The 12,804-nt window shown below is 52.8% G+C and carries 13 protein-coding genes; 6 read left to right on the top strand and 7 right to left on the bottom strand.

What is annotated here, in order from left to right; genetic code table 11:
• The first annotated feature begins 284 nt into the window (after positions 1–284).
• The 5 genes from TALK_RS19800 (at position 285) to TALK_RS19785 (ending at position 2,650) form a co-directional block, all read left to right on the top strand.
• A complete protein-coding gene (locus tag TALK_RS19800) occupies positions 285–620 on the top strand; it encodes a zinc ribbon domain-containing protein YjdM (RefSeq protein ID WP_085620895.1) in 336 nt (111 codons plus the stop codon).
• 253 nt (positions 621–873) lie between these two features.
• Positions 874–1,026 carry a hypothetical protein gene (locus TALK_RS22170; protein ID WP_169715080.1) on the top strand — a complete coding sequence of 51 codons (153 nt, stop codon included), beginning with the start codon at positions 874–876 and terminating at the stop codon, positions 1,024–1,026.
• Between the two features lie 33 nt (positions 1,027–1,059).
• Positions 1,060–1,623 (top strand): DUF1003 domain-containing protein, encoded by a 564-nt coding sequence (locus tag TALK_RS19795; RefSeq protein ID WP_085620894.1) that lies wholly within the window; start codon positions 1,060–1,062, stop codon positions 1,621–1,623.
• A 68-nt stretch (positions 1,624–1,691) separates the two neighbouring features.
• Positions 1,692–1,940 (top strand): ribbon-helix-helix domain-containing protein, encoded by a 249-nt coding sequence (locus tag TALK_RS19790; RefSeq protein WP_085620893.1) that lies wholly within the window; start codon positions 1,692–1,694, stop codon positions 1,938–1,940.
• Entirely contained in the window at positions 1,937–2,650 is a 714-nt protein-coding gene (locus TALK_RS19785) for a hypothetical protein (RefSeq protein ID WP_139833892.1), read from the top strand. The genes TALK_RS19790 and TALK_RS19785 overlap by 4 nt, the downstream gene beginning before the upstream one ends.
• 75 nt (positions 2,651–2,725) lie before the next feature.
• Here TALK_RS19785 and guaA read toward each other — a convergent pair whose 3' ends face one another.
• Positions 2,726–4,279 (bottom strand): glutamine-hydrolyzing GMP synthase, encoded by a 1,554-nt coding sequence (gene guaA, locus TALK_RS19780; RefSeq protein WP_085620891.1) that lies wholly within the window; start codon positions 4,277–4,279, stop codon positions 2,726–2,728.
• A gap of 302 nt (positions 4,280–4,581) precedes the next feature.
• Here guaA and TALK_RS19775 point away from each other — a divergent pair, with 302 nt between their 5' ends.
• A complete protein-coding gene (locus TALK_RS19775; protein WP_085620890.1) occupies positions 4,582–4,917 on the top strand; it encodes a hypothetical protein in 336 nt (111 codons plus the stop codon).
• A gap of 194 nt (positions 4,918–5,111) precedes the next feature.
• On the opposite strand, the gene TALK_RS19770 is transcribed toward TALK_RS19775, so the two are convergent.
• From TALK_RS19770 to TALK_RS19745, 6 genes are all read right to left on the bottom strand, one after another.
• Positions 5,112–6,449, bottom strand: a complete 1,338-nt coding sequence (locus tag TALK_RS19770) for an RsmB/NOP family class I SAM-dependent RNA methyltransferase (RefSeq protein ID WP_085620889.1) — start codon at positions 6,447–6,449, stop codon at positions 5,112–5,114.
• A gap of 196 nt (positions 6,450–6,645) precedes the next feature.
• The gene (gene guaB / locus TALK_RS19765; protein WP_085620888.1) at positions 6,646–8,112 is read right to left on the bottom strand and encodes an IMP dehydrogenase; all 1,467 of its coding nucleotides are present in this window, start codon (positions 8,110–8,112) and stop codon (positions 6,646–6,648) included.
• A gap of 252 nt (positions 8,113–8,364) precedes the next feature.
• Entirely contained in the window at positions 8,365–9,693 is a 1,329-nt protein-coding gene (locus tag TALK_RS19760; RefSeq protein ID WP_085620887.1) for a methyl-accepting chemotaxis protein, read from the bottom strand.
• A complete protein-coding gene (locus tag TALK_RS19755) occupies positions 9,668–10,192 on the bottom strand; it encodes a PAS domain-containing protein (protein WP_085620886.1) in 525 nt (174 codons plus the stop codon). Before TALK_RS19755 ends, TALK_RS19760 begins: the two co-directional genes overlap by 26 nt.
• 283 nt (positions 10,193–10,475) lie before the next feature.
• On the bottom strand, positions 10,476–11,282 hold the full coding sequence (locus TALK_RS19750; RefSeq protein ID WP_085620885.1) for an RlmE family RNA methyltransferase: 807 nt from the start codon (positions 11,280–11,282) through the stop codon (positions 10,476–10,478).
• A 59-nt stretch (positions 11,283–11,341) separates the two neighbouring features.
• Positions 11,342–12,535, bottom strand: a complete 1,194-nt coding sequence (locus TALK_RS19745; protein ID WP_245830055.1) for a Ppx/GppA phosphatase family protein — start codon at positions 12,533–12,535, stop codon at positions 11,342–11,344.
• Positions 12,536–12,804: the final 269 nt, after the last annotated feature.

Below are 12,804 nucleotides of genomic sequence, written 5' to 3'. Positions count from 1 at the left end.
CGGCGATCACATTGGCGCGGTTTTGTGGCTGCTGTACATGTGATCGCCGTGCAAAGAATTCTTTGTATCGCATGTATTCAATTGCCCAATTCCCCGCCTTGTTTTCAAGGCAGATTTTCTGGGGATCATCATTCTGATATCTCAGACATCACGATAGGGAAAAATCAGGGAAAACCATCGAAAAACACCCTGTTCCCCTCGACAACGCTGATCTTCGACGTTACGAGAGATGCAATCAGGCCCGATGGGGCCACCCCCAACGCAATTTTACCCAAGGATCCACTGTGAGCACTTTGCCCCCCTGCCCGAAATGCGAGTCTCCTTATACCTACGAAGACGGTGCCTTGCTGACCTGCCCGGAATGCGCGCATGAATGGTCGTTGGACACTGCCGACACCGCAGATCAATCTGATTTCAAAGATGCCAATGGCAATGTTTTGGTGGATGGCGATACCGTTTCGGTCATCAAGGACCTGAAAGTCAAAGGCGCATCACAGCCTTTGAAAGTCGGCACCAAGGTCAAGAATATCCGTCTTGTCGAAGGTGATCACAATATCGATTGCAAGATCGATGGTTTCGGCCAGATGAAGCTTAAATCCGAGTTTGTGAAAAAAATCTGATCCCCCATCCGTGGACCGACGGCCTTGGTTGAAAACATCAAGGCCCGTCCCGGCACCTGGCAATACCGGGACTTCAACACCAAGACCACAAAGCCCGATCCCAAAAGCATTTCGACGACATTGTGATCAATCGCGGGTATAATACCGCCGTTATGTCATCGCGCACGGACCGCACAGGCCAAAGCCTTGATGTTTCAAAGACAGCCAGACTTTAGCTGTACGTCGCATTTGTTCTGAACAAACGGGATAAATCATGCGTCGCCTGCCCCTCATTGCCGCAATGCTTGCGACCCTGTTGCTGTCGTCCTGTCTGACCTTTAACTGGCAGCGCAGTGTGCAACAGGTATTATCGAATGCGTGCAACTCGACAGGGGATTGCGGATCAGATGGCCCGGGGCGGAATTAAAGCCAACCAACCCGATATTTGGGAGAAAAAACCATGGACCAGAATGTCAAAGGGTTGGCAGAACGGCTTTTGCAAACCGGTTATGATGATCTTCCTGAACGCGAACAACGGATATTGCGCCGTATCGCCAAACGGGTGGCGATTACCGAAAACGTCAATGAACGGTTTCGCGAAGAACTAAGCCTGGGGCAACGTCTTGCCGACAAGGTCGCAGCCTTTGGCGGTTCATGGACGTTCATCAGCCTTTTCATGGTTATCTTGCTGGCCTGGGTGGCGCTCAATAGCTGGGTGCTTGCCGCAAACAAGGTCATTGACCCTTATCCGTTTGTCTTTCTGAACCTGATCCTTTCCATGCTCGCCGCCATTCAGGCCCCGGTCATCATGATGTCGCAAAACCGCCAGACAGCCAAAGACCGGCTGGTGGCCAGCCATGATTACGAGGTCAATCTAAAGGCCGAGCTTGAAATCATGAGCCTGCATGAAAAGCTGGATGATTTGCGTCAGCACCAGCTTGAAACCATTCTGCGCCAGCAAACCGAACAAATCACCGATCTGCGCAATCTGGTGCGACGGTTGGACGGCCCCACACGGGATTAGACCAGCAGACAAACTTTGACAAAGCTCGCCCCCCCTTCCCATAATTTATCGGTAGAAGGAGAGCCGCCATGCATATGCCCCTGACACCACAGCTTGAAGCGATGATCCGTGAAAAGGTTGGATCCAGTCATTACAAAAACGCCAGTCAAATCATCCGCGAGGCATTAAGCCTGATGCAAGCCAATGAAAATGTTCAGAAACTGAAACTCGAACGGCTGCGCATTGAGCTTGATAAAGCCGAAACCGATTTTGCCAATGGTAACTTGGTAACATTGCGTAATGATGCAGAACTGTCAGCCTTCTTTGAAAAGCTGTGAACCAGCTTAAACTTTCAGCATCGGCCCTGCACGACTTACAACATATTGCGCAATTTCAGCAAAGAAAAACATCAATGAATAATGAAAAAGGATATTTCTGCAAATCCAGAAAAGGAATTAAAGAATTTGAGCCAATTTTTATAAAATGGCATGAAATAATGGATACTTATGCAGAAAAAACAGGTGGGGACTATTTTCATTTTTACAGAGAAAGAGAAAATGTGTCCGCATTATCTGCAGCTGCATGGCGCAACAATTACGTGGCAATGTCAGAATTCTCTCACGAGAAATCTAGAAAAGGACATAAAAATGAAAAATACACAGGACGATGTGATTTATATATCGGAGCAGACAAGGTAGACTTTTATATTGAAGCAAAGCATGAATTTATCTCACTAAACACCGACAAAGAATGGTCGGAACGACTAAAGGGAACTCGTTCTTTAGCCATAAGCGATGCAAAATCTTCTGGTCACAGTGAAGATTATAGCGTTCTAGGTGTAACTTTTTTTGGGTTTTATATTCCCAAAAATCATCAATCAAAAATCAATAGTGCAATAGACAAATTAACCAAATACTTAGAAAATAAGCCATTTGACTCTGCCGGATGGTACTTTCCTAATACTCAGCGTAGCGATCAAGGGTTTCAGAAAAAAATATTGCCTGGCTGCATCATGGTAGTAGAAAATTTAAGCTACAATACCAATTAAGCTGACGGATAATTGCTAAAACTACAGCGGCGCGCCCAATGGACGCGCCGCTGTCATTTCCGGTAACCGGAAAGCTTATTCCCACTCGATCGTTCCCGGTGGTTTGGAGGTGAAGTCATAGGTGACACGGTTGATGCCGTTGACCTCGTTAATAATCCGGTTGGCGATGCGGCCCAGAAGTTCAGGCGGGAAGGCATAGAAATCAGCGGTCATGCCATCGGTCGAGGTAACCGCGCGCAGCGCACAGGCATAGTCGTATGTACGGCCATCGCCCATCACGCCAACAGTACGAACCGGCAGCAATACGGCAAAGGCCTGCCAGATGGCGTCGTACAGACCGGCATTGCGGATTTCTTCGAGGTAAATCGCATCGGCCTTGCGCAGAATATCGAGTTTTTCATGCGTGATCGGCTGACCGGGAATACGGATGGCAAGGCCCGGCCCCGGGAACGGGTGACGGCCGACAAAGCTGTCAGGCAGGCCCAGTTCACGGCCAAGGTCACGGACTTCGTCCTTGAACAATTCACGCAGCGGTTCGACCAGTTGCATATTCATGCGTTCCGGCAAACCACCGACATTGTGGTGTGATTTGATGGTGACCGACGGACCACCGGTAAACGACACACTTTCGATCACGTCGGGATAGAGCGTTCCCTGTGCCAGGAAGTCGGCACCACCGATTTTCTTGGCTTCCTGTTCGAAGACTTCGATGAACAGACGGCCAATGGTTTTGCGTTTGGTTTCCGGATCAATTTCGCCTTCGATCGCACCAATGAAGGTTTCAGATGCGTCAACATGAACCAGCGGAATGTGATAATGCTCGCGGAACAGGGTGACGACCTGATCGGCCTCGCCCGAGCGCATGAAACCGTGATCAACAAACACACAGGTTAGCTGATCGCCAATTGCTTCGTGGATCAGAACCGCCGTGACCGAGCTATCAACCCCACCCGACAGACCACAGATGACTTTGCCATCGCCGACCTGTTTGCGGATTTTGGCGATTGCATCGTCTTTATAAGCATTCATCGTCCAGTCGCCAGAGCAACCGGCAACGCCGTGCGTAAAGTTTTTCAGCAGTTGCGCGCCATGCGGGGTGTGGACCACCTCGGGGTGGAACTGCACAGCGTAGAATTTGCGTTCGTCATTGGCAATCGCGGCAAATGGTGCGCCATCGGATTTGCCAACCACACGGAAACCATCGGGAAGCGCATCAACGCGGTCGCCGTGGCTCATCCAGACTTGTTCGCGCGCGCCCTCGGCCCAAGTGCCGGTAAACAGGGCGCAATCTTCGGTCACATCGACAAAGGCACGACCAAATTCGCGGTGATCAGATGTCGAGACCTTGCCACCAAGCTGGGTCACCATGGTTTGCTGGCCATAGCAAATGCCCAGAACCGGCACGCCAAGTTCAAAGACCTTGGCCGGTGCGGTGGGGGCTTCGTCCCAATGGACCGATGCCGGGCCACCCGACAGGATCACGGCCTTGGGGGCGTATTCGTCAAGGAAAGCGTCCGAGACATTGTTGAAGGGGTGGATTTCGCTATAGACACCACTTTCGCGCACGCGGCGTGCGATCAACTGGGTGACTTGCGATCCAAAATCAATAATCAGCACGCGATCAGTCATCGGGCCGTATCTCCGTCGAGTATGGGGTTGCGCCGTACATACGCCAAACCATCCGTCTCGGCAACCCGGCGCAAATGGTTACCTTGGGATGCATTCATCAAATTCTGATGCCGAATTTCGGCATTTTCGGACAATTGCGGCCTTTTCCTGCCGGAATGCACCAGAAAAGAGCACAATTGGTCCCTTTTTCTTGCGCAATGCGTCTGTAGCTTGTGGATCAACGGCGCGCGGGAAACATCGCGCCCGACAGATAAAGAAATCATGAGCAAAACAAATTCGACCACGCAAAGGGACACATGCAAATGACACAGAACAAAGGCAGTAAAATCGCGCTCGCCGTCGCGGGCCTGCTTCTGGTCGCTGGTGCGGCAACGGCCATCGCAATGACGCAGTCCAAAACCGATGAACCGGCGGCGCTGTTTGACACTGATGATGGTGACAAAAATACCGGCACCATGATCCCGGTGCCCCAAGCCCCGAGTGCCGAGACCGGTGAAGCCCTTGATCCGGAAGTTCCGGGCATGAAGGGCCTTAATGGCAGCGGCAGCAGCAATAGCCCGCTTGACCTGATGCCTCAGGATGAGGACAGCACGACAGGCGACAGCATTGGCAGCGAAGCCATCCCCAAAGCCGAATAAAAAACCGGCCGGGTAAACTGTGGAAGATCCAATCTTCACATAGCGTTCACGGTATAATGCACTTGTGAAAAAACTCGGCCCTGTTCCAATCTGGAACAGGGCCGTTTTTTTAATCAAAGCCAGACAATTTGCAAGCGGACCAAGGGCGGTATCGGGCATCGGGTTATTTGCGATGACCATAGCCGCCATTGTCATTACTTCCCATTGCCCTTTGTCGTCCGTTCAAACACCGCAACAAAGAAACCATCGGTGCCGTGCTCGTTCGGCGACAGGCGCAGCCATGGCTTGTCCTTGCCACCGGGTACGGGAACCGATTTGGGTCCTTCCGGCCAGATTTCACTTACCGGAACCGGTTTGAAATCCTTGCGGTCACGCATAAAGGTTTCAATCAGGCGTTCGTTTTCTTCGGGCATGATCGAACAGGTCGCGTAAATCAAACGCCCGCCCTTGGTGACCTTGGCCGCACCGGCCTTAAGAAGCTTGCTTTGCTGGGCCATCAACAAACGAATGTCGCGCTGGCCGATGCGCCAGCGAAGTGCGGGGTTACGGCGCAATGTGCCAAGGCCCGAACACGGAACATCCAGCAATACCCGGTCAAAGAAGCCCGATTTGTTGCGCAGCCAGCTATCACGTTCGTCGGCAATGATACGCTGCTGAATGCAATCGCCCGCACCAGCACGTTTGGCACGCTTGCGCGAATTATCAAGACGTCCGCCGTGGGTATCACAGGCCAGAATACGGCCCTTGCCACGCATATCCGATGCCAAGCCCAGCGTTTTGCCGCCACCGCCCGCACACATATCAAGGATATGCATGCCCGGTTTGGCATCGACCAGACGCACGCAAATCTGCGATGCTTCGTCCTGAATTTCGATCAGGCCATCCTTATAGGCCGCCGTGACCAGCATATTGACGCCAAGCGGCAAACGCAGGCCATTTGGCGCATAAGGAATTTTTTCGATGTTATGAATGCCATCGGCCTCAAGCGATTTGATCGCGTCTTCAACCGTGCCCTTCAGGCGGTTGACGCGCAGATCAAGCTTGGCCGGCTTGTTATAAGCTGCCATTTCGGCGGGCAGATTTTCATGATGGAGCTTCAAAAGCTCGGCATATAGCCATTTCGGCAGTTCGGTTTTAACCGCACCAGACTGACCATCATGATCAAGCGTCTTGCCCGTCAATTTATTGATCAGGTGATTTTCCGCCGGATGCAGCGGGTTCGGACAGAACTCGTCACCATTAAACATGTCAGAAATATCAGCGGCCTTGCGTTTATCCTGCAAAACCAGTTCGGCGATAATGCGCGCACGACCGTCCTGAAACTCGTATCCACATTCCGCAAGCCACCAGCCCAGACGCGCCTGATGACGAATCAGGTTGTAAAAACGTTCGCTGATCTCGCGACGATCGCCCCCACCAATATAACGGCGATTGCCAAAATAGCCGGAAATGACGCGGTCTGCGTCGTCTCTGGTTTGGGTCCAGCTGTCATAAAGTTCAATAACAGCCGCGATACGTGCACCGGGTTTCAAAACGAATGTCCAACCTGTCTGAGTGTGATGTTCCAGTCCCGATATGGGAATTATGTGAACATCATACGATAAAAATGGCGATGACGGCAGGCAATCCCGCCGTCATCTGAAATTGTGCCCGCTGATATCACGGGTTGGGTCTTTCGCCAACAGCGACAATCGCAGGGCTGCCCAGCCAATTAATCAGCGTGCCCGGTTAGTTACCGGGGCGATAGTTCGGCGCTTCGCGGGTGATCGTCACATCATGGGTGTGGCTTTCGCGAAGGCCTGCATTGGTGATGCGGACAAACTCGGCACGTTCACGGAAATCGGCCAGCGTTGCCGAACCGGTATAGCCCATGGATGCCTTAAGACCGCCAACCATCTGGTGAATGATCTGACCGGCCGGACCTTTGTAAGGAACACGACCTTCGATGCCTTCGGGGACCAGTTTCAGGTTATCCTGAACATCCTGCTGGAAATAACGATCCGCCGAACCCCGTGCCATCGCCCCAACCGAGCCCATCCCGCGATAGGATTTATACGAACGGCCCTGATAAAGGATAACTTCGCCCGGGGCTTCGTCCGTACCGGCCAAAATGGACCCGACCATGCAGGTGCTGGCACCTGCGGCCATCGCTTTGGCAATATCGCCCGAGAATTTGATCCCGCCATCGGCGATGATCGGCACATCAAGTTTGTGCCCCATTTCCGCGCATTCAAGGATCGCGGTCAACTGGGGTACACCGACACCGGCAACAATACGCGTGGTACAAATCGACCCCGGGCCGATACCGACCTTGACCGCATCTGCACCAGCCTCGGCCAATGCCTTGACCGCGTCAGCCGTTGCGACGTTCCCGGCAATGATCTGGGTATTGCCGACTTTGGATTTGATATATTCAACAGCCTTGATCACACCCGACGAATGGCCATGTGCGGTATCAATGACCAGAATATCAACACCGGCATCCACCAGCGCCATGGCACGTTCAAAACCGCTTTCACCAACGCCAGTGGCAGCCGCAGCCCGCAGGCGACCGCTTTCATCCTTACAAGCATTCGGGTGCAGTTTGGCTTTTTCGATATCTTTGACCGTGATCAGGCCGGTACAGCGATAAGCCTCGTCGACCACCAGAAGTTTTTCAATGCGATGCTGATGCAAAAGCTTTTTGGCTTCTTCGGTTTCGACGTTTTCCGTCACCGTGATCAGATCTTCATGGGTCATCAGTTCGGAAACCGGCTGTGCCCGATTGGACGCAAAACGCACATCGCGGTTGGTCAGAATACCGACCAGCTTGTTCGAGTTGCGTTCAACAACCGGAATACCGGAAATATGGTTGATATCCATCAGGTCAAGCGCGTCAGCCAGTGTCTGATCCGGGTGAATGGTGATCGGGTTAACGACCATACCGGATTCAAATTTCTTAACACGGCGCACTTCTTCGGCCTGTTGGGCGATATCGAGGTTTTTGTGAATGACCCCCATACCGCCATGCTGTGCCATAACAATCGCCATCGCACTTTCGGTCACCGTGTCCATCGCGGACGACAGCAGTGGGATGCGCAGGTCGATTTTTTTGGTGATGCGGGTGTTGGTTTGCACCTGTGCCGGCAGCACGTCGCTGGCGGCGGGTTTGATCAATACGTCGTCAAACGTCAGGGCTTCTGCAATGCGGGTCATCTGGGGCCACCTCGTTAATCTGAGTTGGCGCGGAACTTATACACGTTATGCCTCTGATGCCAAGTTTTCTGCGCCCATAGCTGCCCTGTTATTTTATTCGTGCATTACACCGGCAGTTCCGTTAGATACTGGTTGATGGGGCTGCTGTCAGGATATTATCCAACGCGGCCCTTTTTCATGCCTGCAATCAATCAATTTTTTTGAAAAACGGCAAGGCACTTACCGCAACCGCGAAAGCAGTCCCGCCCCGGTTTACGCGGGTGCAGCATCGGGAATGGCAAGAACCTGTCCGATAAACCGGCGCACATCCCCATCAAGTGAATCGGCCTGTCCCAGCAAATTCGTTGCCTCGCCATGCAATTGCAAAACCACAGAACCTGACTCGGTCGTGCCATTGGCAACCTCGGCAAGGATCGTGGCAATCGTGTGCATGCGCTGCACGGCCTGTTCAATCCGGTCACTGATCGCGCCGACAACTTTGGTTTGTTCGCGGGCGGCCTCGGCGACCAGACGGGCGCCACTATCGATTTCACCGATCTTTTCATTGATCTCGCGGACCGATGAAACGGCTTCGCGGGTCATGTTCTGCATTTCACCGATTTCGCCAATCACCTGTTCGGCTGCACGTGATGTCTGCGATGCCAGGTTTTTAACTTCAGTCGCAACAACAGCAAACCCTTTGCCTGCTTCGCCTGCACGAGCGGCTTCGATAGTGGCATTCAATGCCAACAAATTGGTTTGATCGGCAACATCGGTGATCAGTTCAATCACCTTGGTAACCCGCAAGGCCATTTCATCAAGCCTGGTAATGTGATCATCAGCAAGCCGGGCACGACTGACCGCGACCTCGGCCAATTGGGCGGAACCATCGATTTGCGCCCCGATCTGGCGGATTGATGCGCTAAATTGTTCGGTGGCCACGGCAATCCCGTTCAACGCCTCGCTGCTGTCATCGGCGGCAACGCGCATATCATTGGCCTGATCGGCGATGCGGCTCACCTGTCGGGACAGGAAATCTGAACTGTCGCTCAGTTGTCTGGCGCTGTTTGATACCGATCCGACAACCGATTGGATATCGTCCCCGATCCGTCCGGCACTGTCATTGAAGTTGCGGGTTTTTTCATCCATGGCATCAAGCGCGGCATTAACCGTACCGGCATAACCAACCAGATCACCCCGCAATCCCTTGGGCAAGATTTTACGGTAATAGGCCCCGCGCGATGCATGCCCCATGGCTCCGGCGGCTTCCTTGGCAAAGGCTTCGGTCAGATCAAGAAGCTGATTAACCGCATTTTGCAAGGGGCCCAGATAACCTTTTTCCTGCCGGTAATTGACCCGAACGCCCATTTTGCCATCAGCAGCGTCATGGACGATGTCGTGCAATTCATCGATAACCTTTTTATGGCGTGTGATGGCAATGATACCGATAACCGCCAGCACCAAAAGGCACATTGACGCAATCAACGAAATAGCCTGGGCCTGTTCAGGATACAGCATCAAGCCGCCCAGAAAGACCCCCGCCAAGAAAGTCGCCGAGACAAGAAACAGCCGCAGGTTAGAGAGTGAAAACAAATTGATCATAATCGATACCCGCCTGCGCCAATAGATTACCAAGTTTTTGCGTGCTGCGTGCCATGCCTTCCTTGCGATTGCGTTCTCGGTCTTCCTCGGCGCAAAGATCGGCATAAAGCGGGATCACCTGTTCAAGCGCATCACGGCGCGGCACACGGCGGTTCGAATGATACCCGATGATCTTACCATCCGGCCCGAAGGTCGGCGTGACATTGGCCAGAACCCAATAATGATCGCCATTCGCACTGCGATTGATCACATAGGCAAAAATCTCGCGGCCTTTGGCAATTGTGTCCCAAAGCAAGGCAAAGACACAGCGCGGCATACCCGGATGACGAATGATGCTGTGCGGCTGCCCCAAAATGTCTTTTTCACGATATCCCGCAACCCGCAGAAAGACATCGTTGGCGTATGTAATGCGCCCTTTGGGGTCGGTCTTGCTGACGATGATCTCGTCATCACTAAAATGACGTTCGACCCCTGTCAGAAAAAGCTGATCCTGCTTCATGAATTACCCCCCGGTTCTGGACCGAAGCCCCCTATGATCATCCCTGATACAACAAAAAAATCATGCCCGAATTGCGCAATTTTGCATCTATTTTACCCGCGCAGAGAATTTTTGCCAGACCACCGTATAAAAGGTGCAGCACCTGTACTTCTTGACTTAGCGCAATCGGGCTTGGGAAAATTTCGCTACGCCCGCAACCCTAGGGGGTCATTGGTGATTTTTTGTAAATAAAAAAAGCGCGCCGAACATGCGGCGCGCTTTGAATTTTAATCAGCCCGGAAACCTATTCGGTCGGCGACCAGCCTTCGCTTTCATTCAACTCTGCATTGGCAATTTCATCGGCGGCATTGTTCTGCCCCCGGAAACCGGTAGCGATCAAATATGCTTCGGGGCTTTCCGGGCGTGACGCCGGTGGCTTGGCATGCTTGGAAACGCGGAAATTCTTTTTCACCCGGTTCAAAAGATCGTTTTCCGTCCCGCCCTTGAAGACTTTGGCAATGAAAATACCGCCCGGTGCCAAAACCTCCTCGGCAAACAAAAGCGCATGTTCGACCAAATCGATGATCCGAATATGATCGGTCGAGCGATGGCCGGTGGTTTCGGGTGACATATCGGAAATCACCGCATCAACCGGCCCCTGAAGCGCATGCTTGATCATATCAGGTGCGGCCGGATCCAGAAAATCGGCCTGCAAACAGGTCGCGCCGGAAAGACCTTCCCATTCAAGGATATCAAGGCCAACAACCTGACCCTTGCCATGTTTGGAGCCGACCATATCGACCACAACCTGGGTCCAGCCGCCCGGGGCGGCACCAAGGTCAACGATACGCATGCCCGGACGCAGCAGATCAAACTGGTTATTGATTTCAATCAGCTTGAAGGCCGCGCGCGAACGATAACCAAGACGCTTGGCTTCCTGCACATAGGGATCATTCAACTGCCGATCGAGCCAGCGGGTCGAGGAAATCTTGCGCCCCTTGGCACTTTTGACACGCGTGCGAAGCCCGCGCCGTGCGCCAGTATCGATTGCGGCAATGGCCGAACCCTTGCGGCGACGCGAACCGCCTTTTCCGCTGTTATTGTCGGTCATGTTCTTTATCCGAACTGAAATATGTTAAAGGCCAGTATTATCCGTCGACGTAGTGCCGATCATGGATTGGCCGGAATATGGGACACTGTATGACGGCGCGCATCGCATGGGTCAATAGCATGACCATCGGCACGCATCAAATCGACCAGTATTCCCTCGCGCAGGCCCCGATCCGCCACTTTTAAGGTCGCCAACGGCCAGATATCGCGAATCGCGGCAAAGATCGCCGCCCCCGCATCCATCAATTCGGCCCGCTGGTTGCCAATGCAAGGATGCCCTTTGCACTTATCGGCTTCCATCCGCAAAAGCAGCTCCGTGACACGTTCCGCATCATCAAACCGCAAATCCGATCCATCGACCTTGTGACGTTCATACCGTTCAAGGCCAAGGGCAATCCCGCAGAATGTCGTCACCGTTCCCGATGTCCCGACCATCTGCACTTTCCCATCATCAAGAATATCCGCACAGCAATTGCGGCTGGCAAAATCACGCAGACGATCCCGAATTTCGGTTCGCATGGCTTCAAACCGTTCGCGGCGCTGCTTGATCCCGGCATAGCGTTCCGTCAGGCACAAAACCCCGCATGGCATCGAAAGCGTTTCAATGCATTCGGTTTGTCCCTGATTATCAACCTTGATCCAGCAAATTTCCGTGCTGCCACCGCCAATATCAAACACCACCGCATAGGGGCGTTCATCCAGCAATGCCGAACAGGCCTGAAGCGCAAGGCGGCTTTCTTCGTCTGGATTGATGATTTTAAGTTCAATCCCGGTTTCATTAAAAACCTGTTGGACAAATTCATCACGATTCTGTGCGGTGCGGCAGGCTTCGGTTGCCACCGCGCGCAATTTCGCACCGGGATGTTTACGCAATTTTTTCGAACAGACTTTTAACGCCTCGATCGCACGATCCATGGCCGCCTGACAAAGATAGCCTTTTTCGCGCACCCCTTCGCCAAGACGCACAACGCGTGAAAACGCATCAATCACCTTGAACCCGTCATGATACGGACGCGCCACCAGCAAACGACAGTTCGAACTGCCAAGATCAATTGCGGCATAAAGCGGCGGGTGGCTGGTGGTCGGCATGACAGGGCGCGGCGCGGCAAGGCTGTCACCAGCCGGGTTACCAGAAAGGGTATCGGGCACGGCCGTTACCGGGCGCGCATCCATCACGGCATTTCCAGCCATGGCAGCACCGCTTTCAGGGCGCATGGCCCCATGCGTGTTGCGATGGGGAGATACCTGTTTCACCTGTTGTAACCTGCCTTCACTTTGAACATTACGACAATGATACACCAAAACGACATTTATATGACCGTCTTGCGAATCATCCATATGAGTTTACCGACAATGTAGCACAAGGCAAATCCCCTATGCATTTTACACATGGTTATGTATGTCAGACCACATAACCGGCAAAAAAGGTCTTGCCAAAGCGCCACCGGTTTTATAAACAGCGCCCCACGCCTTATGGCGTACAAAGTTCTGTTGGGGAATAGGTTAACGGTAGACCTACGGAC

Origin of the sequence: Thalassospira alkalitolerans (genome assembly GCF_002115745.1) — a bacterium.
In the GTDB taxonomy this organism is placed as follows: domain Bacteria; phylum Pseudomonadota; class Alphaproteobacteria; order Rhodospirillales; family Thalassospiraceae; genus Thalassospira; species Thalassospira alkalitolerans.
This window is presented reverse-complemented; position numbering and strand designations above follow the sequence as displayed.

Bases quoted from the DNA above. Each gene is read 5' to 3' on its own strand.
- TALK_RS19790 (WP_085620893.1), top strand. From the start codon at position 1,692: ATGCATATGCCCCTGACACCACAGCTTGAAGCGATGATCCGTGAAAAG.
- TALK_RS19755 (WP_085620886.1), bottom strand. From the start codon at position 10,192: ATGAAGCAGGATCAGCTTTTTCTGACAGGGGTCGAACGTCATTTTAGT.
- TALK_RS19795 (WP_085620894.1), top strand. From the start codon at position 1,060: ATGGACCAGAATGTCAAAGGGTTGGCAGAACGGCTTTTGCAAACCGGT.
- TALK_RS19775 (WP_085620890.1), top strand. From the start codon at position 4,582: ATGACACAGAACAAAGGCAGTAAAATCGCGCTCGCCGTCGCGGGCCTG.
- TALK_RS19750 (WP_085620885.1), bottom strand. From the start codon at position 11,282: ATGACCGACAATAACAGCGGAAAAGGCGGTTCGCGTCGCCGCAAGGGT.
- guaB (WP_085620888.1), bottom strand. From the start codon at position 8,112: ATGACCCGCATTGCAGAAGCCCTGACGTTTGACGACGTATTGATCAAA.
- TALK_RS19760 (WP_085620887.1), bottom strand. From the start codon at position 9,693: ATGATCAATTTGTTTTCACTCTCTAACCTGCGGCTGTTTCTTGTCTCG.
- TALK_RS22170 (WP_169715080.1), top strand. From the start codon at position 874: ATGCGTCGCCTGCCCCTCATTGCCGCAATGCTTGCGACCCTGTTGCTG.
- guaA (WP_085620891.1), bottom strand. From the start codon at position 4,279: ATGACTGATCGCGTGCTGATTATTGATTTTGGATCGCAAGTCACCCAG.